19 protein-coding genes are annotated in these 22,724 nt (G+C 64.0%); 10 read left to right on the top strand and 9 right to left on the bottom strand.

The features are described 5' to 3' along the window. The first annotated feature begins 91 nt into the window (after positions 1-91). The 7 genes from GJ695_RS27160 to GJ695_RS27130 are packed head-to-tail and all read left to right on the top strand — an operon-like array spanning position 92 to position 8,230. The gene (locus tag GJ695_RS27160; RefSeq protein WP_154370234.1) at positions 92-1,312 is read left to right on the top strand and encodes an ABC transporter substrate-binding protein; all 1,221 of its coding nucleotides are present in this window, start codon (positions 92-94) and stop codon (positions 1,310-1,312) included. Position 1,313: 1 nt separating this feature from the next. Continuing rightward, the gene (locus GJ695_RS27155; RefSeq protein WP_154370233.1) at positions 1,314-2,171 is read left to right on the top strand and encodes a carbohydrate ABC transporter permease; all 858 of its coding nucleotides are present in this window, start codon (positions 1,314-1,316) and stop codon (positions 2,169-2,171) included. After that, positions 2,168-2,971, top strand: coding sequence for a carbohydrate ABC transporter permease (locus GJ695_RS27150; protein ID WP_154370232.1), 804 nt, complete (start codon positions 2,168-2,170; stop codon positions 2,969-2,971). Before GJ695_RS27155 ends, GJ695_RS27150 begins: the two co-directional genes overlap by 4 nt. Then, positions 2,968-4,458 carry a beta-N-acetylhexosaminidase gene (nagZ, locus tag GJ695_RS27145; RefSeq protein WP_154370231.1) on the top strand — a complete coding sequence of 497 codons (1,491 nt, stop codon included), beginning with the start codon at positions 2,968-2,970 and terminating at the stop codon, positions 4,456-4,458. The genes GJ695_RS27150 and nagZ overlap by 4 nt, the downstream gene beginning before the upstream one ends. Positions 4,459-4,479: 21 nt before the next feature. Next, positions 4,480-5,742 carry an MFS transporter gene (locus tag GJ695_RS27140; protein WP_154370230.1) on the top strand — a complete coding sequence of 421 codons (1,263 nt, stop codon included), beginning with the start codon at positions 4,480-4,482 and terminating at the stop codon, positions 5,740-5,742. A gap of 4 nt (positions 5,743-5,746) precedes the next feature. Next, positions 5,747-6,877 carry an ABC transporter ATP-binding protein gene (locus GJ695_RS27135; protein WP_154370229.1) on the top strand — a complete coding sequence of 377 codons (1,131 nt, stop codon included), beginning with the start codon at positions 5,747-5,749 and terminating at the stop codon, positions 6,875-6,877. A gap of 45 nt (positions 6,878-6,922) precedes the next feature. Then, positions 6,923-8,230 (top strand): tetratricopeptide repeat protein, encoded by a 1,308-nt coding sequence (locus GJ695_RS27130; RefSeq protein ID WP_154370228.1) that lies wholly within the window; start codon positions 6,923-6,925, stop codon positions 8,228-8,230. Positions 8,231-8,279: 49 nt separating this feature from the next. Here GJ695_RS27130 and GJ695_RS27125 read toward each other — a convergent pair whose 3' ends face one another. Then, the gene (locus GJ695_RS27125) at positions 8,280-9,494 is read right to left on the bottom strand and encodes a glycoside hydrolase family 18 protein (protein WP_154370227.1); all 1,215 of its coding nucleotides are present in this window, start codon (positions 9,492-9,494) and stop codon (positions 8,280-8,282) included. Next, positions 9,484-10,224 (bottom strand): GntR family transcriptional regulator, encoded by a 741-nt coding sequence (locus tag GJ695_RS27120; RefSeq protein WP_166455193.1) that lies wholly within the window; start codon positions 10,222-10,224, stop codon positions 9,484-9,486. Before GJ695_RS27120 ends, GJ695_RS27125 begins: the two co-directional genes overlap by 11 nt. Positions 10,225-10,636: 412 nt before the next feature. Between GJ695_RS27120 and GJ695_RS27115 the strand changes: the two genes are divergently transcribed. Beyond that, complete coding sequence (locus GJ695_RS27115) at positions 10,637-13,378, top strand: TonB-dependent receptor (protein ID WP_154370225.1); 2,742 nt, start codon at positions 10,637-10,639, stop codon at positions 13,376-13,378. 174 nt (positions 13,379-13,552) lie between these two features. After that, positions 13,553-14,515: a cupin-like domain-containing protein gene (locus GJ695_RS27110; protein WP_154370224.1), complete on the top strand. Its 963-nt coding sequence runs from the start codon at positions 13,553-13,555 to the stop codon at positions 14,513-14,515. On the opposite strand, the gene GJ695_RS27105 is transcribed toward GJ695_RS27110, so the two are convergent. Continuing rightward, entirely contained in the window at positions 14,512-15,366 is an 855-nt protein-coding gene (locus GJ695_RS27105; protein WP_154370223.1) for an NAD(P)-dependent oxidoreductase, read from the bottom strand. The genes GJ695_RS27110 and GJ695_RS27105 overlap by 4 nt on opposite strands. 91 nt (positions 15,367-15,457) lie before the next feature. On the opposite strand from GJ695_RS27105, the gene GJ695_RS27100 reads away from it, so the two are divergent. After that, on the top strand, positions 15,458-16,390 hold the full coding sequence (locus GJ695_RS27100; RefSeq protein WP_208023408.1) for a LysR family transcriptional regulator: 933 nt from the start codon (positions 15,458-15,460) through the stop codon (positions 16,388-16,390). Positions 16,391-16,393: 3 nt separating this feature from the next. Here the strand turns inward: GJ695_RS27100 and GJ695_RS27095 are convergent, their stop codons facing one another. The 6 genes from GJ695_RS27095 to GJ695_RS27070 all read right to left on the bottom strand — a co-directional run bounded on the left by GJ695_RS27095 (position 16,394) and on the right by GJ695_RS27070 (position 22,724). Beyond that, positions 16,394-17,305 (bottom strand): NAD(P)/FAD-dependent oxidoreductase, encoded by a 912-nt coding sequence (locus GJ695_RS27095; RefSeq protein ID WP_154370222.1) that lies wholly within the window; start codon positions 17,303-17,305, stop codon positions 16,394-16,396. Then, positions 17,292-17,735: an Rrf2 family transcriptional regulator gene (locus GJ695_RS27090; protein ID WP_154370221.1), complete on the bottom strand. Its 444-nt coding sequence runs from the start codon at positions 17,733-17,735 to the stop codon at positions 17,292-17,294. The genes GJ695_RS27095 and GJ695_RS27090 overlap by 14 nt, the downstream gene beginning before the upstream one ends. A gap of 96 nt (positions 17,736-17,831) precedes the next feature. Next, positions 17,832-20,588, bottom strand: a complete 2,757-nt coding sequence (locus tag GJ695_RS27085) for a M16 family metallopeptidase (RefSeq protein ID WP_154370220.1) — start codon at positions 20,586-20,588, stop codon at positions 17,832-17,834. 75 nt (positions 20,589-20,663) lie between these two features. After that, complete coding sequence (locus tag GJ695_RS27080; protein WP_154358673.1) at positions 20,664-20,993, bottom strand: DUF3579 domain-containing protein; 330 nt, start codon at positions 20,991-20,993, stop codon at positions 20,664-20,666. A 164-nt stretch (positions 20,994-21,157) separates the two neighbouring features. After that, a complete protein-coding gene (locus tag GJ695_RS27075) occupies positions 21,158-22,123 on the bottom strand; it encodes a CobD/CbiB family protein (RefSeq protein WP_154370219.1) in 966 nt (321 codons plus the stop codon). A gap of 52 nt (positions 22,124-22,175) precedes the next feature. Further along, the gene (locus GJ695_RS27070; RefSeq protein WP_371866615.1) at positions 22,176-22,724 is read right to left on the bottom strand and encodes a CoA pyrophosphatase; all 549 of its coding nucleotides are present in this window, start codon (positions 22,722-22,724) and stop codon (positions 22,176-22,178) included.

The raw sequence follows: 22,724 nt of genomic DNA, 5'->3' as shown, positions 1-22,724 counted from the left end.
GCGCCCACCCCGCAAGCCGATGGGGTCGGACCCCGTACGGGGTCCGACCCCGGTCCGCCGCCGTGCGGGGTGGGCGCTGGCGTTAGCCGCCATGCTGGCAAACCCTGCGACCGCCGCCCCGCAAAAAATCGAATTCTGGACCTTCAGCATGAAGCCCAAGTTCACGCCGTATTACGAAACGCTGGTTCGCAGCTACGAATCGGCCAATCCCGGCGTCAAGATCGAATGGGTCGACTTCCCCTGGGATATCATCCAGACCAAGCTGGTCACGCGCATCGTCGCCGGCACGCCGCCGGCGCTGGTCAACCTCAACGTGCCCTGGGCCGACGAATTCGCCCGCGACGGTCTGCTCGCGCCGGTCGACAATCTGCTGGCCGACGCCCGCCCGCGCTACCTCGCCAGCACGCTGCAAGACCTGACCTTCAACGGCAAGACCTACGGCTTCCCGATGTACAGCAACGTCGCCGTCATCGCCTACAACACGCAGATCTTCAAGGCCGCCGCCATCCCGCACGCGCCGCGCGACCTCGATGAGCAACTGCTGTTCGCGCGCCAGATCGCCGCCCGCACCGGCAAGGCCGGCCTATGCCCCGCCCTGTCCAAGATCGACGGCCTGATGATGCAGCAAGGCCTGGCCGTCATCGCCAACGGCCAGGCCGTGTTCAACTCTCCCGCGCACGTGGCGCTGATCCGCAAGCTGGCCGATACCTACAAGGCCGGTGGCCTGCTGAAGGATGCGCTGTTCGCAGAAGATAACTTCCCCGCCGCCATCGATGCCTACAAGGGCGGCCGGCTCGGCATGCTGCTGGCGCCACCAACGGCGGTCAAGCGTATCGAAAGCGACGCCAGGGACATCTACGCCATCACCGACGTCGCCCCGGCGCCGCTGGGCCCGACCGGCATCGCCGACGGCGGCTGGCTGATTCACTACGCCGTGCCGAAGAACGTCGACGCCAAACTGCTGCCGGCCATCGGCAAGTTCGCCCGCTACCTGACCAACGACGCCAACCAACTGGCCTTCGCCAAACAGGCCAGCGTGTATCCGGCGATGGCGCAGGCGGCCAACGATCCATTCTTCACCACCGTGCCGCCGAACGCCGGTGCGGCGGAAAAAGCCGTTGCCGCCGGCGCGGTGTCGATGCCGCATTCGCACACGCTGTACGTGGCCGGCATCACCGACTACGACGAATTGCGGCGCTACCTGGTGAAGGCCGTCGAAGCCGGGGTCACCGGCAAGCAGGACATCCAGCAGGCGCTCGACCAGGCCGTCGCCATCTGGAACAAGAAACTCGCCACGCAGCGGAGCCACTGAAATGGGCCGTAACCTGACCGCCTGGCTGTTCCTCGCGCCCGCGCTGGTGCTGCTGGCCGTGTTCTCGTTCTGGCCCGTGGCCTTCGGCTCGCTGCTGGCCTTCACCGACTACAGCCTGATACGCGAAACGCACTGGGTCGGCCTGGACAACTTCCGCTACATCTTCGACAACGAGATGTTCACCACCGGCCTGAAAAACTCGCTGCTGTTCCTGCTGATGGTGCCCTTCGTACAAATCGGCGCGTTGAGCCTCGCGGTCCTGGTCAACAACAAGCTGCCCGGCATCCGCTACTTCCGCGCCGCCTTCTACGTGCCGGTGGTGACCACGGTGTCGGTGGTCGGCATCATGTGGGGCTTCATGTTCCACGAACAGGGCACGCTGAACTACGTGCTGCAAACGCTGCAACTGGTGAACACACCGGTGGGCTGGCTATCCAACGACACCATCGCACTGTTCGCGATCATGTTTGTCACGCTGTGGCGCGGCCTTGGCTGGTATATGGTGATGTACCTCGCCGCCCTGCAAGCCGTCCCCGCCGACATGCAGGAAGCCGCCATCCTCGACGGCGCCAACCGCTGGCAGCGTTTCTGGAAAATCACCGTGCCGATGCTGCGCCCGACCATCATGATCTGCTCCGTGCTGTCGGTGCTGGCCGCGCTGAAGGCCTATCAGGAAGTGGACGTGCTGACCCAGGGCGGCCCGATGAACTCCACCTTCACCGGCCTGTATTACGCCTACGACCAGGGTCTCAAGCACCTCAAGCTGCCGCGCGCGCTGGCCGCCAGCTTCGTCGTCTCCATCTTCTGCGTCGGCATCGCCCTGCTGTGCCTGCGCTACATCAAGCCGAAGCACCGATGAAGACGATCAGCCACTACCTGCTGCTGTGCGTGATCGCCATCGTCTGCGTATTCCCGTTCTGGTGGACGCTGGTCACCGCGCTGTCCACCGAAGGGAACATCTTCGCCTACCCGCCGACCTTCTGGCCCAAGGAACCGTCGCTGGCCAATTTCATCGAAGTGTTCAACACCATTCCGATCTGGTCCTTCTTCCGCAACTCGGTGTTCATCGCGCTGTGCACCGTGTTCTGGAAACTGGTGCTGTGTTCCGCCGCCGCGTATCCGCTGGCGCGCATGCAGTTCAAGGGCCGCAAGCTGGTGTTCGGACTGATACTGGCGACGCTGGTGCTGCCGTCGGAAGTCAACTTCCTGGTCAACTTCATCACCGTCACGAAACTCAGCCTGGTCGACACCTATGCCGGCGTGATCCTGCCCAACGTGGTCAACGCGGTCGCCATCCTGCTGCTCAAGCAGGCCTTCGAGGAAGTCCCGCAAGACCTGATCGACGCCGCTCGCGTGGACGGCGCGTCGGAATGGATCATCTTCAGCAAAATCATGCTGCCGCTGATCGCCCCGTGGCTGGCCACAGTCGGCATACTGACGGCGGTGGAAGCATGGAACGAATACATCTGGCCCTCGATCGTCATGAGCAAGCCGGATGAATTCCCGCTGTCGGTGGGCGTGCTGTATTTGCGCGGCACCTTCGGCAGCAGCACGCGCGTGATTGCCGCCGGCACCGTGCTGACCATCCTGCCCACGCTGGCAGCCTTCTTATTTACCCAACGATTCTTCATGCGCGGCATGGACGGAGCAGTGAAATGACAACTCAAAACGAACTCAGAAAAATAGCAGGTCAACTCATCATGATCCGCTTCCCCGGCACCGTGCTGGATGCGGCCACCGCTGAATTCCTGAAAGCGAACAGCATCCGCGCCGTCTGCCTGTTCCGTGGGAACATGACCGATTCCGAACAGCTGGCCAAGCTGACCGCCGACCTGCGCGCCGTCATGGGTCCGGACTCGCTGATCGGCATCGACCAGGAAGGCGGCGCCGTGGTGCGCTCCACCTGGGTGCCAGCGCCGCCGGCCGCCATGGGCCTGGGCGCCGCCAACGACACCGACCTGGCCTACCGCACCGGCGCCGCCGTCGCGCGCGCCGTCAAAGCGCTGGGCTTCAACTGGAACTTCGCACCGGTGCTGGACCTGAACAACAATCCGCACAACCCGGTCATCGCCGAACGCTCCTTCGGCGCCGAGCCGCAGCGCGCCGCCGAACTGGCGATGGCGTGGATGGCCGGCAGCCATGCCGAAGGCGTGGCCTGCTGCGTCAAGCACTTCCCCGGCCACGGCGACACCAACGTCGATTCGCACCGCGACCTGCCGACCGTGAACAAGCCGGTGGAGGAGCTGAACCGCCTGGAACTGGCGCCGTTCCGCATCGCCTCCGGCGCCGCTCCTGCCATGATGACCGCGCACATCGTCTACCCGACGCTGGACGCCGACAATCCAGCCACCATGTCGCGCCGCATCCTCACCGGCCTGCTGCGCGATGAATGGCAATACAAGGGCGTCGTCATCACCGACGGCATGGACATGCACGCCATCGCCGGCCGCTACGGCGTCGGCAACGCCGCCGTGCGCGCGTTGACCGCCGGCGCCGACATGGTCATGGCGCTGGGCACCACCGAAACGCAGGAAGAAACGCTGAACGCCATCGCCGCCGCCCTCGCATCGGGCGAACTGTCGCAGCAGGAGGTGCAGACGCGCCTGGACCGCCTGGCCGCGCTGGCCCGCGCCTATCCGTGCAAACCACGCTCGTACAAGGAAGACGCGGCCGACCGCGAAATCATGGCCGAAGGCTGGCGCCGCAGCCTGACCGCTTTCGGTACGCCGCAACGTCCGGCCGCCGGCTCCAGGGTGCGCCTGGTGGCGCGCCAGGACGTGGTCAGCGACGGCGTCTCCGAAGCCGGCGTGCCGGCCGGCGTGGTCGCCGACTCGCTGCGCAAGCTGTATGACGTTGAACTGGTCACCTTTGCCGACGCCGACACCTTCGACTGGAACGCGCTGCCGCAGGACGGCCGCTTCACCATGCTGGCCTCCACCTCGCGCCTGCGCTACGGCGAGCACGCGCGCGGCACCTGGCGTCCGGACCTGCACCTGGCGCTGTGGAATCCCTACCAGGCGCTGGACATCCAGGCGCCCGCGCTGATGACCTACGGTTTCGCCAAGCCGGCGCTGGACGCCATCAACGGCTGGCTGTCCGGCGAACTGCAAGCCACCGGCAACGCACCGGTGCCAGGTTTTAAATAAAAACGACAACGAGACTTCACAATGACCGACATCATCCGCAATCCCAAGCTCTGGGTTCCCAGCCTGTACCTCGCGCAAGGCCTGCCCTTCTTCGCCGTGGCCATCGTGGCCAACCAGATGTTGAAGAGCATGGGCGTGCCGAACGACGAGCTGAATCACTGGACCGGCTTGATCGGCTTCGCGTGGGTGTTCAAGCCGCTGTGGAGTCCCTTCCTGGAACTGGCGCCGAGCAAAAAGCTGGTGGTGACCTTCTTCCAGATCTTCGGCGGTTTCTGCCTCGGCGGTGTCGCGCTGGCGTTGCAGGCGCCGTTCTGGTTCGCCGCCAGCATGGCCATGCTGGCCCTGGTCGGCATTTCCGCCGCCACCCACGACATTGCGTGCGACGGCTTGTACATCACCAGCCTCGATGAAAAAGGCCAGGCCACCTACGCCGGCTGGACCGGCACCTTCTTCAACGCCGCCAAGTTCTTCACCACCGGCGCGCTGCTGCTGCTGGCCGGCCATTTCGAGAAAACCATGGGCGTGGTGCCGGCATGGACCATCTGCTTCTGCATCCTCGGCGCGATGATGATCGCGCTGGGCATCTACAACAGCTGGGCGCTGCCGCTGGCCCGCAACACCGTCACCGAGGACACCAACGCCGCCGCCATCGCCCGCACGCTGTGGGAAGTAATCGTGGAATTCTTCAAAAAGCCCGGCATCTGGGTCTCGATCGTCTTCATCATCCTGTTCCGCGCCGGCGAAGCGCAGGTGCAGTCCATCGGCCCGCTGTTCCTGCGCGAAGCGCGCAACCTCGGCGGCCTGGGACTGACCACCGCCGAAGTGGGCGCCGTGTACGGCACCGTCGGCACCGTGGCCTTCCTGGTCGGCTCCATCGCCGGCGGCTACTTCACTTCGTGGCTGAGCCTCAAGCGCGCCATCCTGTGGCTGATCCTGGCGGTCAACCTGCCGAACGTGGCGTTCTATCTGCTGTCCTACTTCCAGCCGACCGAGCTGTCCATCATCGCCACCGCGCTCAGTGTCGAGATGTTCGGCTACGGCTTCGGCTTCGTCGGCCTGATCCTGTACATGATGCAGGTGGTCGCGCCAGGCAAATACCAGACCGCGCACTACGCCTTCGCCACCGGCATCATGCAGCTGGGCTTTGTGATCTTCAAGCTGTTCAGCGGCGACATCCAGATCGCCCTGGGCTACCAGCATTTCTTCATCTGGGTGATGGTGTGCGCGATTCCGGTCGCCGTGCTGTCACAGGTGATCCCGATGACCACCAGGCAGGCGACGTAAGCACATGGCCAGTGTCAGCATCAAAAACATCGTCAAGCATTACGACAAAACGCCCGTCATCCACGGCATCGACCTGGATATCGCCGATGGCGAATTCATGGTCTTTGTCGGCCCCTCGGGCTGCGGCAAGTCCACCCTGCTGCGCATGATCGCCGGCCTGGAAACCATCAGCGAAGGCACGCTGCATATCGGCGGCACGCTGGCCAACGACATCGCGCCGGCGCAGCGCAAGCTGGCCATGGTGTTCCAGTCCTATGCGCTGTATCCGCACATGACGGTGTACGAGAACATGGCCTTCGCCCTCAAGCTGGCCGGCCACAAACCGGCCGAGGTACAGGCCGCGGTCGAACGCGCCGCCGGCATCCTGCAGATCGCCCCGCTGCTCAAGCGCAAACCGAAGGAACTGTCCGGCGGCCAGCGCCAGCGCGTCGCCATCGGCCGCGCCATCGTGCGCAAGCCGGAAGTGTTTTTGTTCGACGAACCGCTGTCCAACCTCGACGCCAGCCTGCGCGTGCAGATGCGCGTGGAAATCAGCCGCCTGCACAGCGAACTGAAAACCACCATGATCTACGTCACCCACGATCAGGTGGAAGCGATGACACTGGGCCAGCGCATCGTGGTCTTCAACGGCGGCCGCATCGAGCAGGTGGGCACGCCGCATGAGCTGTACAACGCACCCGCCAACCTGTTCGTGGCCGGCTTCCTCGGCACGCCGAAGATGAATTTCATCCCCGGCGAAGTGGTCGCGGTGGACGCCGCGCGCGTCACGGTGAGGCTGCCCGGCGGCGCCCTGCTCGGCGTCGAGACGGCCGCCGGTGCGCAAACGGGCGACCGTGTCACGCTTGGCGTGCGTGCGGAACACCTGTCGCTCGCTGCGCCGCAGCACACCGACAACGTCATCGATGTCGGCGTCGGCCACGTCGAATACCTGGGCGACCTGTCGATCGTCTACACCACGCTGGACGGCATGCCGGACATGATTGCCGTGAAGCTGCCGGCCGAAGCGGCGCCGCTGCACGCGGGCGCCCGTGCGCGCCTGCACCTGCCGCCGTCACGTTGCCAGCTGTTTAACAGCGACGGCCGGGCCTTGCACCGCAACACGGTTGAATTCGGAAATCCCGGCGGTTTTGTGTAACAATACGCGGGTTTACATTCCCCCTAGTTTGATTGAAGGATAACCATGTCCCACTCCCGTCTTGCTCGTATTAGTCTGCTGCTGGCCGCCATCGGCCTGAACGCCGCGCCTGCCATCATGGGCATGGCCCCTGTCCACGCTGCGGAAGAAAAGAAAGCGCCGGAACCACCGAAAGACGTTGTCCGCCCAGAGATCTTCAAGCTGATCGATCCAGCACAGACCAAGCCTCTGCTGGAAGCCAAGAACTTCACCGAATTCCAGAGCCGCATCGACCAGGCAGCGGCGATGCCGAACATCACCCCTTACGAAGAATTCGTGCTGAACCAGATGCGCGTGCAACTGGGCCAGGCGTCGGGCAATAACGAGATGACCGTCAAGGGCCTGCAAGCGATGGTGGAGTCGGGCCGTCTGAAGCCGGAAGACAAACTGCGCTTCATCGACGCCATCGCCACCACCTACTACAGCGGCATGAAGGACTTCGACAACGCCATCAAATGGTTCGAGCGTTACGGCGCCGAGTCGGGCGACAAGACCAAGGAACGCCAGTTCATCATCCGTTCCTACTTCCTGAAAAACGACTTCGAGACCACCAAGGTCGAAGTGCTGAAGGATATCGAAGCGTCGAAGAAAGCCGGCACCGTGCCGCCGAAGGACACCCTGAACCTGCTGGGTAACGTCGGCATCAAGACCAAGGACACCGCGCTGTACCTGCAAGCCGTGGAAGAGCTGACCCGCTACTACCCGAGCGAAGACTACTGGAACGACCTGCTGAACCGCACCCGCGGCAAGAAGACCTACAACAACCGCCTGGACCTGGATCTGGTGCGCCTGAAAGCCGTGGTGGTGCCGTCGAAGATGGAGCCTGAGGACTACGCGGAACAGGCCGAACTGGCCGTGCTGGGCGGCTTCTTCACCGAAGCGAAGATCGCCATGGACAAGGGCTACCCAGGCGCCATCCCTGCCGGCAAGGACAAGGCCGCACTGGAAAAAATCAAGGCCAGCGCCAACAAGGGCGCGGCTGACGATGCGAAAAACATCGACAGCGGCATCGCAGCGGCGCAGAAGTCGAAAGACGGCGTCGGCCTGGTCAACCTGGGCTACAACTACGTAACCCTGGGCCAGTTCGACAAGGGTATCGACCTGATGAAGCAAGGTATCGCCAAAGGCGTATCGAAGAATCCTGAAGACGCCAAGCTGCGCCTGGGCTACGCCCTGGCCATGGCCGGCAAGAAGGATGAATCGGTTGAAGTGCTGAAGCCACTGACCACCGGCACCGATCCGCGCGCCGATCTGGCCCGCTACTGGATCATGTACGAAACCGGTCCGAAAATCGGCGCAGCCGAAGCGAAGTAATTCGCATCACTCCGGCGGCGGCCACGCCGCCGGAAGTCAATACCGAAGCTCACTGCCGGAGCGACTCCGACAGCGTATTCAAAAGCCGGTGCTCGCCATCGGCGCTCAACTCCCAGAACATCGCACCGCGCAGTCTTTGCTGCTTGATATAGCGTGCCTTCTCCTTCAGCGACGCCGGATCCTCATACGTGATCCACACCTGTTCCTTCGCGTTGTACATGTACGGCACGCGCGCAGACGCATTCCAGTACCGCTTGTAGCCGGCGCCACGCTTCAGCAGCTGTCCATAGCCATATGAATTGCCGCCGTTGATCCCATCCGTCACGCCGCCGCCGCAAGGCTGGTACTGGCCGTCGCCGTCCGGTCCCGGCGCACAGCCTTTCCAGCCGTAGCCATAGAACGGCACGCCCAGCACCAGCTTGTCCGCCGCCACGCCGGCGCCGAGATAACGCTCCACCGAACGCGATGCGTAAAAACCGTTGGCGGTCGCTGGATCTTTCGCATCGGCGAACAGCGCCGCATGGTGGCCGGTGTTGTTCTCCCATGGCATGTGATAGTCGTAGGCCATGATGTTGATCCAGTCCAGGCTTTGCGCAAGCTCCTTCACCCACGCACCGTCGCCGACGTAGTTGCTGTTGCCGCCGGCGGCGATGGTGATGCTGTAATGCCGGCCGTCCTGCCTGCCCGCCGCATCGAAGGCCGCGCGCAGCTCGCGCGCCAGCGCGATGAAATTCTGCCTGTCCTCCGGCCGCGCGCACACTTCGCCCGCCGCGCAAGGCACGCCGGCCTCGCCGGGATATTCCCAATCGAGATCGATGCCATCCAGCCCGTAGCGGCGCATGGCCGCCAGCGACGAGGCGATGAAGCTGGCGCGCGCCGGCGCCGATGCCGCCACATTGGAGAAGCGGTTCGACCAGTTCCATCCGCCGACCGAAATCACCACCTTGAATTGCGGATGCGCCTTCTTCAGCGCCACCAGCGCGCGCAGGTTGGCGCCGTCCTCCGCCTCGTTGCGCCAGGCCAGCGCGCCGTTCTGCGGCGCCTGGCACGGCGCCACGTCGTTCACCGACGGATCGGAATTACCGTGCCTGCCGTCCCAGCACAGGTCGACGAAGGCATACAGCGCCATGGTCAGCTTGCCGGCATCGACCTTCGATACCGGGAAGGACTCGTGCTTCCAGCCCGGATAGTAGCCCACGACTTCCGATGCGCCGGCCGGCAACGCCGCCGCGAGCGCAGCGGCGAGTAAGAGATTAGCTTGCATTCAGTTCCGCCACAAAGTCATACATATCGCCACGGAAGTAGGAGCGGCAGAATTCCACCGCGCGTCCGTCGCGCAAAAAGCCCAGTCGTTCCACCGCCAGGCCGGCATCGCCCTCCTTCGCCTGCAACAGGGTGGCCTGTTCCGCGTTCAGCAGCAACGCCGACAGCCGCTGCAAGGCGCGCACCGGCCGGTTGCCCGCGCGTTCCAGCGCGTCGTACATGGAGACATCCACCGCGTCCAGCGAGGGCAGGCAGGAGGCGACGATGGTCGCGTATTCAAGGCACATCGGCACATCGTCGGCATAGCGCATGCGGTTGAAGCGGTACACCTTGGAGCCGGGGCTGAGCCGCAGCCGCATCGCCTCGTCCGGCGTCACCGTGCCTTCCGAGCGCTTGAGCCACACGCTGCGCGGCGTGCGTCCGCGTGCGCGCATGTCCTCGGAAAAGGAGGTCAGCTTGGCGAAGTTCTTTTCGATACGGGTGTTGATGAAGTTGCCGGAGCCGGGCCGGCGTATCAGCACGCCCTCGCCAACCAGGCCATCGATAGCCTTGCGCACCGTGATGCGCGAGATGTCGAGATCGGCGGCAAGCTGGCGTTCGGCCGGCAAGGCGTCCTCGGGTTTGAGAAGATGCTGGTCTATCGCGGAACGCAGCGCGCGCTGCAGACGTTGATACAGGGGCAGGTTACTGGTCTCATTGAGGTGCTGTCGAATGTGTACCAGTGGGGTCATTTTGTCGCTGTTCATCACGATCAAGACATCCTCTCTGTAATTGTTCGACGATAATACCAAAAAAATACCAGCGGATATTCAGCCGCCCCTCCGCAACCTTCAAATATTTTCAGTTGATTCGCATAACGCCTTTAGGTAAAGGCTTTCTCGCTGTTGCGTTCCCGCACAAACGCTTTCCATACCACCCGCCATCCGGTCTTATGCCGTTGCTGAAAGGATACTTTGTATGCTGCATACAACATAACAAAAAAGAATTTTAAAGTGGTAGTGATCTGGTATGCAAACGCAGGTATATTGGCGTTGGATTGGTTTTGAACGTGATTTAGAAAAGAAGACACATCAACAATCGGTTGGCTCGGCGGAGCCTTCATCAACGGGAGGGAACATGCAACACAATACGAATAAAATCAAAATGTCCAAACTGACCCCTATCGCGACTGCGACGGCCATCCTGACGCTGAGCGTCGCGATGACCGCCCAGGCGCAGCAGGCAGCGACCGACAAGGAGCCGGAGACCGTTATTGTTAGCGGCATCCGCGGTTCGCTGCAGCAGTCGCTGTCGGTGAAGCGTAACGCGTCGAGCAACGTCGACGTGATTACCGCCGAAGACGTCGGCAAGATGCCGGACAAGAACGTGGCCGACTCGCTGCAACGCGTGCCGGGCGTGAACATCTCCACCTCGGGCGCAGGCTCGGGCGGCTTCGATGAAAACGACCGCGTATCGATGCGCGGCACCGCGCCTTCGCTGACCCAGACCCTGATCAACGGCCACGCCGTATCGACCGGCGACTGGTTCGTGCTGGACCAGGTGGGCGGCGCCGTTGGCCGTTCCGCTTCCTACTCGCTGCTGCCGTCGGAAATCGTCGGCCAGGTAGTGGTCTACAAAGCCCCGACCGCCGACCAGGTGGAAGGTGGTTCGAGCGGCTCGATCGACATCCGCACCCGTCACCCGCTGGACTTCAAGCAGCCGATTTCGATGGAAGCCACCGTGCAGGCGGTGTACTCCGACCTGGCGGAAAAAACCGATCCGCAAGTCAGTGGCCTGTTCAACTGGAAGAACGAAGCCGGCACGCTGGGCCTGATGGTACAAGGCTTCTCGGAAAAACGCTCGCTGCGCCGCGACGGCCAGGAGCTGCTGCAATGGACCCAGGTCGCACCGACCAACGCCGCCGTCAAGACCAACCCGGACCTGGCCAACGTCTGGTTCCCGCGCCTGATCGGTTCCTCGCTGTTCCAGCAGGAGCGCAAGCGCAAGGGCGGTTTGATCGACCTGCAATTCAAGCCTAGCCGCGACTTCTCGCTGGAAGCGACCTACTTCCGTTCGAAGATGGACGCATCGAACTACAACACCAACTACATGACCGACATGAACGGCTCGGGCATGCTGGGTTCGGGCGTCGCGCCTGATCCAGGCTACGTGATCCGCAACGGCACGCTGGTGTCGGCCGCCTTCACCAACAAGGGCACCACCGCCGCGCCACTGCGCTACGGTATCGTCGACAACATCGTGCGTGACGGCGCTTACGCCCAGACCGAATTCTTCGATCTGGACGGCAAATGGCGCGCCACCGACCGCCTGGTGTTCACCGCCAAAGCCGGTTCCACCAAAGGCAAGGGCGTAACCCCGAGCCAGGGCGTGTTTGAAGGTGACATCAACAACTCCGGCGCCAGCTACCAGCTGAACGGCCTGGGTTCGCCAGCCACCGTCAAGTTCCCGAACATTAATACCGCTGTCTTCACCGGCACGCCGCTGGACTGGATCTTCGGCGTGTCGCCAGCGACCACCGACGACAAAGAAACCTACGGCCAGATCGACGCCGCCTTCCAGCTGGATGCCGGTCCGCTGCGTGAACTGAAGTTCGGCGTGCGTGGCACCCACCACACCCGTTCCAACTTCGAAGTGGCGCAAGGTCCTAACTGGGCCAACACCGATGTTGGCGGCAGCAGCACCAACCCGGCCTGGAACGGCACCACCTACCCTGGCAACTTCGGCAGCGACCTCGGTGGCGACTTCCCGAAAAACGTCTGGATGCTGGACCCGTCGATCCTGAATGCCTGGGGCGACCTGCACTCGAACCGCGATGTCAGCCGCACCTACTACCAGGACATGTTCAACCTGAAGGAAAACACCAAGGCGTTCTACGTCCAGGGTGAACTGGAAGGCGAAGGCTGGAGCGGTAACGTCGGCCTGCGCGTGGTGCGCACCGAAGGCACCTCGAACGGCTACCAGATCCTGCCGAACCAGCCTGCCGGCGAAAACCTGCCAGCCTATCCATGGGGCGGTTTCGTCAAGCAGACGGCGATCGACAACAACACCACCATCCCGCTGCCTAGCCTGAACCTGAAGTTCGACCTGCGTTCCGACGTGGTCGGCCGTCTGGGCATCTCGCGCACCATGACCCGTCCTGACTACGGCGCACTGGGTGGCGCGGTGCTGCTGACCGACGAAACCCATACCGGTAACGGCGGTAACGCAGCGCTGAAGCCAGTGAAATCGACCAACCTCGATGCGTCGATCCAGTGGTACTTCGCACCGCGCGCCCTGCTGTCGGCCGGCGTGTTCTACATGGACCTGAAAGACTATGTGGGCTACGGCAGCAGCACCGGCAACTTCCTCGACACCCGCGCTTCGCAAGAGCAGAACAAGCCAGTGTTCGCCAACTACACCATCACCTCGCCGATCAACGTCGGCGCCAAAGTGAAGGGTATGGAGCTGGCTGCGCAAGTACCGATGGGCATGGGCTTCGGCATCGACGGCAACGTCACGCTGACCGATTCGCACCTGGACTTCGGCGCCTGCCCTGCCATGCAAACCGCGACCTCCGGCGATCCATGCGACATGCTGGGTGCTTCGAAGACCACCGCCAACGGCGGCATCTTCTTCGAAAACGACAAGTTCAATGCCCGCGTAAGCTACGCATGGCGCTCGTCGTTCCTGGCTGCGCAGGACCGTGGCACGCCGCTGTATCAGGATTCGACCGGCACCCTGTCGGCATCGTTCAACTACAACATCAGCAAGAACATCGTGCTGACGCTGAGCGGTCAGAATCTGAACAACCCGATCCTGAAGAACTACATCTACAACAAGGATCAACCGGCACGCTTCTACGCCAACGGCGCGCAGTACTACGCTGGTCTGCATATCAAGTACTAATCGGCTTCATTGTGTAGTCTGTGCCCGCCTCGGCTTCCCCGGCCCTGGCGGGCTTTTTTCACCCCGAACGAAAGGGTCTGACCCCGTACGGGGTCAGACCCTGGCCGCAGCGGTGTGCGGGTTTTGCAGGTGCCGCAAACATTTACAGCCGGCTTTTATGCCATCATATGCAGCATGACTACCCCAACCGAATACCGCGACCTCGATCCGGCCCGCTTCTTCAGCGACGTGGCGGGCAGCTACCGCCCCGCCATCCTGCGCGGCTTTGTGCGCCACTGGCCGGCGGTGCGCGCGGCGCAGCAGTCGCCGGAAGCGCTGTGCCGGTATGTGCTTGGCCTGGCCAATGATTTTGAGGTGGATGCGGTGATGACGCCGCCCGCCGAGTGCGGACGGCTGTTCTACAAGCCGGATATGGAAGGCTTCAACTTCGTCCGCAACAAGGTGCCGGTGGCGCGCGTGATCGAGCAGCTGGCGCGCTACTCGCAGTTCGACGCGCCGCCGTCGGTGGCGGTGCAAAGCGCCCTGATCGACGACTGCATGCCGCGCTTCGCGCTGGAGAATGTGGCGCCGGCGCTGCCGCTGTCGGCACGCCCGCGCCTGTGGCTGGGGAACACCATCACCACGCCGGCGCACTTTGACGAATCCTACAACCTGGCCTGCGTGGTCAGCGGCCAACGCCGCTTCACGCTGTTCCCGCCCGAGCAGGTGGACAACCTGTATATCGGCCCGCTGGACTTCGCGCCGACGCCAACGCCGATCAGCATGGTCAATTTCCGCGAACCGGATGTCGATCTGCATCCACGCTTCAAGGACGCGCAGGCCGCCGCGCTGGTGGCCGACCTGCTGCCCGGCGACGCGCTCTACATCCCCACGCTCTGGTGGCACCATGTGCAGTCCACCGGACCGCTGAACATGATGGTCAACTACTGGTGGAAGAACGAACAGCCGGCGGAGGATGCCGGCACCACTTTCGACGCGCTGGTCGCCACGCTCAAAGCCATGAAGCACCAGCCGCCGGAAGTACGCGCCGCATGGGGCGCCATCTTCCAGCACTACGTATTCGACCCGGCGCAGGATCCGTCAGCGCACCTGCCCGAACACAAGCAGGGCGTGCTGCGCAAGGCCCGTCCAGATTAACGCTGGCGGCGGATGGTGGCCGCCACCGACCAGTCGCGGTCTTCCAGACCCTGCGCCATCGCCTGCTGCATGTTCTCGCGTACCTGCTCGGCCACCGGCAGCACCGCGCCCTTGGCCAGCGCAGCAGATAGGGCCAGGTTCACATCCTTGAGCCCCAGCGGCAGCTTGAAGCCCGGCTCGAAGCTATTGTTGGCGACGAAGCCGCCATAGCGCTGATAAATCGGCGCCGCGAACAGCGTATTGGTCAGCACATTGAGCAGGTCCGCCGCCGACACGCCATAGCTCTCGCTCAGGTACGCCGCCTCGCCCATCGCGGTAAAGGCCTGCGCGATCATCATATTGCCCGAGATTTTGACGACATTGGCGCGCTTGGGATCGTCGCCCAGTCGCCAGGTCTGGCGGCCCACCGCATCCAGCAGCGGCTGCACCGTGGCGATGGCCTGTGGATCGCCCGCCGCCAGCACGTTCAGTTGCGCGCCCGCCGCCGCAGCCGGCACACCGAACACCGGCGCCGACACATAGCCTATGCCGGCCTCGCGATGGCGCGCCACCAGCTCGTCCACCAGCGCCAGCGAAATGGTCGCCATCATGATGTGGACGCAGTTCTTGTTGGCGCCGGCCAACGCGCCGCTGTCCAGGATCACGCCGCGCACCGCGTCGTCGTTGGCCAGCATGGTCATCACCGCGTCCGCCTGGAACGCCTCGGCCGGCGTATCCAGCACCGTCACGCCCTCGATCGCCTCCGCTGCCGCGCGATTGCGGTTCCACACGCTGACGCTATGGCCCGCGCGCACCAGATTCGGCACCATCGCCGCGCCCATGGCGCCAATTCCAATAAAGCTTACTTTCATTGCATGCCCTCCTATTCAAGACGACCAGTATGCGGCGGCGCGCCAGAGAAAGGTAGTGGACCGCCCCGTATAAATACTATACGCTCGTCGTATGACAGACGCCCGCACCGCCGCCGACCGCATCGACCTGATGCAAACTTTCGTCCGCATCGTGGAGGCGGGCAGCCTGTCCGCGGCGGCTGCGCAGCTGGGCACAACGCAGCCCACCATCAGCCGCCGCCTGCAAGCCCTGGAGCGCGAGCTGGGCCTGCGCCTGATCCAGCGCACCACGCACGCCATGCAACTCACGGAAGACGGCGAACGCTGCCTGGTGCGTGCGCGCGAACTGCTGGCGCACTGGAACGCATTGGCCTCGGAAGTACATGGCGCGCAGCTCGCGCCGGAAGGCACGCTGCGCGTGGTGGCGCCGCACGCCATCGGCCAGCAGCAGCTGATCGCACCGCTGGTGAATTTTTTGCAGCGCTATCCGCGCGTGTCGGTGGAGTGGCTGCTGCATGACCGCACGCCGGATTTCATCGCCGAGAATATCGATTGCGCCATCCATGTGGGCGAAGTCAGCGAGCCGTCGGTGGTCGCCATCAAGCTGGCGGATATCCGCTGCATCGTGGTCGCCTCCCCCGCCCTGCTGAACGGCGCCGCACCGCCGAAACATCCTGACGAACTGGCGGCGCTGCCCTGGCTGGCGCAGCGCACCTTCTACCGCAGCGAAGTCACGCTCACCCATGCCGCCAGCGGCGAAACGGTGCGCCTGCCGATCCAGCCGCGCCTCAGCACCGACAACCTGTACGCCGTGCGCAACGCCGCCAGCATGGGCCTGGGCGTGTGCGCGATCTCCGCCTGGGCGCTACAGGAGGAACTGGCCGACGGCAGATTGCTGCACCTGCTGCCGCAATGGCGTGCGCACACGCTGCCGCTCTACCTCGTCTATCCGCATGCGCGCCACTATCCGGCACGCCTGCGCAGCTTCATCGACTGCATGCGCGAAGCCATGCCGGCCATCCTGTCGCAAGCCGGCTTGATCTGATTTTCAGGCAGCCGCCGCGAAGGCGCCGAAGATCAGCGACTGGTGCGCGCCGACACCGGCCATGGTGCCATCAGCCACCGCCAGCGCCACGTTGCCGGTGGCCCGCGCCGCATCGCCGCAGGCATACACGCCGGCGACGCTGGAGGCCTTGACCATGTCGGTGCGCACGTACTGGCCCATCGGACCTTCCTCCATCTCGCAGCCCAGCTGGTCGGCCAGCGGGCTGCCGCTGTACAAGCGGCTGACGACAAACAGGCCGTCCATCTCCACCGCGCGGCCATCCCGCAATTCCACTGTCGAGCGGCCGCTGATGGCGCGCACCGGCGTGCGTTCGATGGTTACGCCGCGCTGCGCCAACCTGTCCAGCTGCTCGGCATCCGGCTCGAAGGCGCCGTTGAGGAACAGCGTCACCGTGCCCCAATCCGGCAGCATCAGCGAGTGATGCATGGACAGCGCGCTGGTCGCCAGCACGCCGATGCGGCCCTGCTCCAGTTCATAGCCGTGGCAGTACGGGCAGTGAAACACCGTGTCGCCCCAGCGTTCGGCCAGTCCCGGCAGCGCCGGCAACTGGTCCACCACGCCGGTGGCTAGCACCAGCCGCCGGCCCTGGAACGCGCTGCCATTGGCCAGCGTGATGCGGAAGCCGCCGTCCTGCGCCACCGCCTGCGTGGCCGCGCCTTCCACCCAGCGCACGGTCGGATACTTCATCAGCTGCGCGCGGCCGTCGGCGGCGATGGCGGCGGCCTCGCGTCCATCCTGCCCCAGGAAGCCGTGCGAATGGCGCGCGTAGCGGTTGCGCCGCTGGCCGGCGTCCACCACCAGCACGCGGCGGCGTGCGCGCGCCAGCTGCGTCGCCGCGGTCAGTCCCGCGTAGCTGCCGCCGATAACGATCACGTCGAATTCATCGATGTCCATGCTGTGTCCCCTTGTGATGTGTGTTGAAACTGGCCGACAGCTCGGCCAGCGTCACGTCCTTGAAGCGCGAGATCAGCAAGGCCTCCGCCTCGTCGAAGGCGCTGCCCAGCGCCTCGTTGACGGCGCGCTCCACCAGGCATTGCGGCTGCTCGACGCGGTTCCCCATCGCGAACACGGTCGGCGTGCCGACCGCCTCGTAGATATCGTGCAGCGTCACCTCGCGCAGGTCGCAGGTGATGCGCCAGCCGCCGCCATGCCCCTTGTCGGAACCGACGTAGCCGCGCTCGCGCAGCCCGGCCAGCACGCGCCGCACCAGCACCGGATTGGTGCCGAGGAAGCCCGCCAGCTCTTCGGAGGTGAATGGCCTGTCGCCGTGCGCCATATGCAGCAGCACGTGCAGGACGGAGGAAAGTTTGCTGTCTTGTCTCATGTAACTAATGATAGTACATAATCGCAAAACGCGCACACAAAACAAAAAAAGCGCCGCGGCACAAGGTGCCACGGCGCTTTTTCAGCGTGATGCCGCTTACGGTTTGGCGTTGGCCTTGGCCTCGTCGCCGGAGGTGGCGATGGACATTTTCGCCGGATCAATCGCCTTGCGGAAGGCCGCGTTGACCTGCGCCAGCGTGGCCGCATTCAGCCTGGCCTCGAACTCCTTGCTCCAGGCGAAGGTGCGGCCCAGGTACAGATTGCGCGACCAGCCGCCGGCCAGCGCCGTATCCTTGGCGCGCGTCTGCTGGCGTTCCTGCAGCAGGCCGGATTTGGCGTTGACCAGTTCCGCTTCGGTGAAGCCGTCCTTCAGCACGCGGTCCAGCTCTTCGCGGATCGCCGCTTCCAGCTTCTTCAGATTCTGCGGCGCGGCGATGGCACCGATGCTGAAGCTGCCGGCGCGGTCCTGCGAACCCGGACGCAGATCGCTGCCGCCGCCGTAGGACAGGCCGTCCTTCTGGCGGATGCGGTCCATCAGGCGCGATTTCAGCGAGCCGCCGCCGAACATGTAGTTGGCCAGTTCCAGCGCCGGATAATCGGCGTCGTTCGAATTCAGGTCCACGTTCAGGCGCGCGGTGTAGAAACCGTTCTCCTTGTCCGGCGCGTTCAGCATGGTGTGCAGCGGCGCCTTGTCCACATTGGTGTTCAGCACCGGCGCGTAAGCGACCTTGCTGTTCCAGCCATTGAAGCTGTCGGCGATGGTCTTGCTGGCGGCGGCCTTGTCGAAATCGCCGACGATGGCCAGTTCGCCGTGGCTGGCGCCGTAGTACTCGCGGTGGAAGGCGATCACGTCTTCCAGCTTGAGCGCCTTGAGGGCGGCCAGTTGCTCGTCGAGGCTCTGCGCATTGCGCACGTCACCCTGCGGATAGTGATTGAAGTGCTGCGCGATGGCCTGACTGGCCAGCACCTGCGGCTCGCTGCGCGACGCCTCCAGGCCGACGATCCACTGCTGGCGCAGCTGCTCGAATTCCGCCGCCGGGAAGCTCGGCTCCTTCAGCACATGCGCCACCAGGCGCAGCGCCTCGTCCAGGTTGGGGCCGGTGGTTTCGAAGCGTTGCGGGCTGCCGCTCACCTTCAGCCTGGAGAAGGCGTCCGCCAGTTGCTCGCGGTTGTACTTGGTGGTGCCGCGCATCAGCATCTGGTTGGTGAAGGCCGACACGATCTGGGTGTTGACCAGATTCTTCTCATCGCCCCAGTCCAGCTGCAGGTTCACCGCCACCGTCTCGCCACGGTTCTTCTTCGGCAGCAGCGCCACTTTCAGGCCGCCGATGGTCTTGATCTCGGTGCGGGCGTTGATGTTGTCGTTGCTCGGGTCGAACACCTCGGACGTCAGCACATTGTCCTTGGCCTTGAAGCCCTTCATCGCCTCTTCCACGCTTGGCGCGGCAGGAATGTCGGCGCGCTGCGGATTGTCTTCGGGGATGAACTCGCCGACCACGCGGTTGTCGCGCTTCAGGTAGCGCGCGGCGACATCGGCCACTTCCTTCGAGGTGATGGTCGGCAGCTTGTCGCGGCCCTGGAACAGCAAACGCCAGTCGCCCAGCGAAATCTCTTCCGACAAGGTCACGCCGACGCGCTGCGGATCGTTGAGCGCCTTCTCGATGCTGTTGGCGAAGTTGCGGCGGGTGCGCTCCATTTCCTCTTCGGTCGGCGGCGTCTTGGCGAAGCTCTCCACCGCCTCGGTCAGCGCCTCGCGCACCGGCTCCAGCGGCTGACCGGCCTTGACCACCGCGCCGATGATCTGCAGGCCCGGCGCATAACCGGTCTCGCCGAAGCTGAACACCTGCGCCGCCTTACCGGTTTCCACCAGCTGCTTGTGCAGGCGGCCGGTCGGCGTGTCGCCGAGGATCTCGGACATGAAGCTCAACGCGTCGCTGTCCTGCTGCAGCGCGCTTGGAATCTTGTAGCCCAGCGCGACGATCTGCACGTCGCCCTTGCGGCGCACGACGAAGCTGCGCTCGCCGTCCTGGGTCGGCTCGACGGTCCAGAATGGCGGCAGCGTGCGTTTCGGTTTCGGGATCGCACCGAACGATTTGCTAATCCATTGCAGCGTTTGCGCGGCGTCGAATTTGCCGGCCACCAGCAGCACCGCGTTGTCCGGCTGGTAGTAGGTACGGTAGAACGCCTGCAGGTTGTCGATCTTGACGTTCTCGATGTCGCTGCGGTTGCCGATGGTCGAGCGGCCATACGCATGCCAGTCGTAGGCCACGCTCTGCATGCGCTTCAGCAGCACGCCGAACGGGCTGTTCTCGCCGCTCTCGTATTCGTTGCGGACCACGGTCATTTCCGAGTCCAGGTCCTTGCGCGCGATGAAGGAATGGACCATGCGGTCCGCCTCCATGTCCAGCGCCCACTTCAGGTTGTCCGGGCTGGCCTGGAACACTTCATAGTAGTTGGTGCGGTCGTTGGCGGTGGTGCCGTTGAACTCCATGCCGCGCGCGGAAAATTCCTGCGGGATGCTCTTGTTCTTCGGCGACCCCTTGAACATCAGGTGTTCCAGCAGGTGCGCCATGCCGGTCTCGCCATAGTTCTCGTGGCGCGAGCCGACCAGGTAGGTGACATTAACGGTGACGGTGGGTTTGGACGCGTCCGGGAACAGCAGCACCTTCAGGCCGTTCGGCAACCGGTACTCGGTGATGCCTTCCACCGCCGGCCCCTTGACCACGCCAGCCGGCAGCGCGGCGGAAGCGGCTGGCGCGGCAGCGGCGGCCCAGGCGGTTCCGGTGGCAACGAAGGACATTCCGCACAGCAGGAAGCTGGCGGCGGCGACGTGTTTCAGACGGCTGTTGTTCATGGTCTCTCACGATAAAAGATAAGAACAAGCAGCATACCTCCACCGGGCTAAGGTGGATAGATACTTAAGGAAAAATTAATTTTTCTCGGGAAGCAGGCAGGCGTCGACCACCTGCAGATCGTTGTCCTTGGCGAAGGACAATACAAAGTGATAGGCCAGCGGTTCGAGCTGGCGCAGCTTGCCGTTGACCACCACCGACTTCACGCCGTTGACCACGGTGGGCGTCACATACGGCGAGAACTGCAGGTGGGAGTCGCGGCCGCCGCCGGTGCCTTCCGGCTTGAAACAAGCCATCACGCCGCACAGGCGTTCAGCCCAGTCGCTCGGACGGAACTGCCTGCCATTACTGGTCTGGCCAACGATGAAGAACGAATCTTGCTGTTCTGCCGGTTTTTGAACTGACATAGGCGCGGCTGCTTCTGCGTAGAGGGGATGGGATCTTACGTATTATATCTTATAGAAGACTAAAAAATGTAAGTCATTGATGGATAAAGATTTTTTCCAGCAACTTTCCACTTTGGTGCAGGAAAGGCTACATCCTGCACCAAGGCAATACCGCTATTGTACTCTTAAGGCGATGCGCCGAGCCACCAGGCGCTCGACAGCAGCAATAACAGCATCATCCACAACAACAGTGCGCGCCACACCAGGCCGACCGTGCTTTGCAGCGAGCGGACGCTGGGTTCGTCGCCCGGCATCACGTCCGGCTCGATCTCGATATCGACCGTGGTGGCGTCCACCACCTGCGCCTTGACGGCGTTCTCCGCCGGCGTGCCGAGGCGCACGCCCATGGCGCCGCCGCCGGCCGCCAGGATGATGCCGATCGCCTCGTTCGACCAGCGGTGGGCGAAATTGCGCCAGGCGTAGATGGCGTCCTCGAAGTTGCCGACCACGGCAAAGGCCACGGCGGTCAGGCGCACCGGGATCCAGTCGATCCAGTAGAAGGCGCGCGCGGCGAACTGGCCGAAGGCCTCGTTGCGCATGTGCTCCGGCTCGTTCCAGGCGCGCGCCAGGTGCTCGGACACGCGGTACATCACGGCGCCGGCCGGGCCGAGCGGCATCAGGAACCAGAAGAACACGCCGAACACATTGCGGTGGGTGGTCACCAGCGACTTCTCGACCGCGATGCGGGCGATCTCGGTCACTTCCATGCCCACGGTGTCGAGCTTGGTCCACTCGGCCAGCAAGGCGCGCGCGGCCGCCTCGTCGCCGGCGTTCAGCGCCAGCTGGATCGAGGTGAAATAGTGGCTGTAATGGCGGAAGCCCAGCGTCAGGTAGACGATCAGCACGTTCCACGCGAACGCGGCCAGGAACCAGTCGTAGTGGCGCAGCACCCAGTAGATGGCGGCGGTCGGCACCATCAGGATCGCCATCATCAGGAACCAGCCCATGCGGCCGTGGGTCGAGTGGCCGGCGTTGAACCAGGTCTCCATCCGCAACGCCAGACTCTTGATCTCGGCGTAAATCGGATTGTCTGCGCGCAGCGGTTTCATCTGCTCGATCAGCAGCGCGCATAGAATCGAAAGAAAAGTCATTAGTGTCCTTGTAGTCGTCCTGCCCTTAATGGACGTAACGATAGCCTAGTTCTCACTCTGCACGCAAGAAATGGAACAGATTGCGCAGCATGCCGGCCGTCGCGCCCCAGATGTAATAGCCCTCATACGGCATCGCATAAAAGCTGCGGCGCCCCGTCGGCAGCTCGGCCGACAGGCGCCGGTGGTTCATGCCGTCCATCAGGAAGGCCAGCGGCACCTCGAAGATGGCGGCCACCTCGGACGGGTCGGCGGCGATCTCGAACGGCGGCTGCACCAGCCCCACCACCGGCGTGACGCAGTAGCCGGTGCCGGTCAGGTAGTTGGGCAGGGTGCCGAGGATCTCGACGTGGCGGCGCGCCAGGCCGATCTCCTCTTCCGACTCGCGCAGCGCGGTGTCGACCGCGTCCACATCGTAGTCCTCGGCGCGGCCGCCGGGAAAGCTGACCTGGCCGGCGTGGTCGGTCAGGTTGGCGTTGCGCTGGGTCAGCAGGATGGTCAGGCCGGCGGCGCGCTGCACCAGCGGGATCAGCACCGAGGCCGGCGTCGGCGCACGGCCGGCGCGCGCCGGCAGCACCTGCTCGCCGCCTTCGGGCGTCCACAC

The sequence above is a fragment of the Duganella alba genome (assembly GCF_009674495.1).
GTDB lineage: Bacteria > Pseudomonadota > Gammaproteobacteria > Burkholderiales > Burkholderiaceae_D > Rugamonas > Rugamonas alba.
The sequence above is the reverse complement of the archived record's forward strand: the minus strand, read 5'-3'. Positions and strand labels throughout refer to the sequence as shown.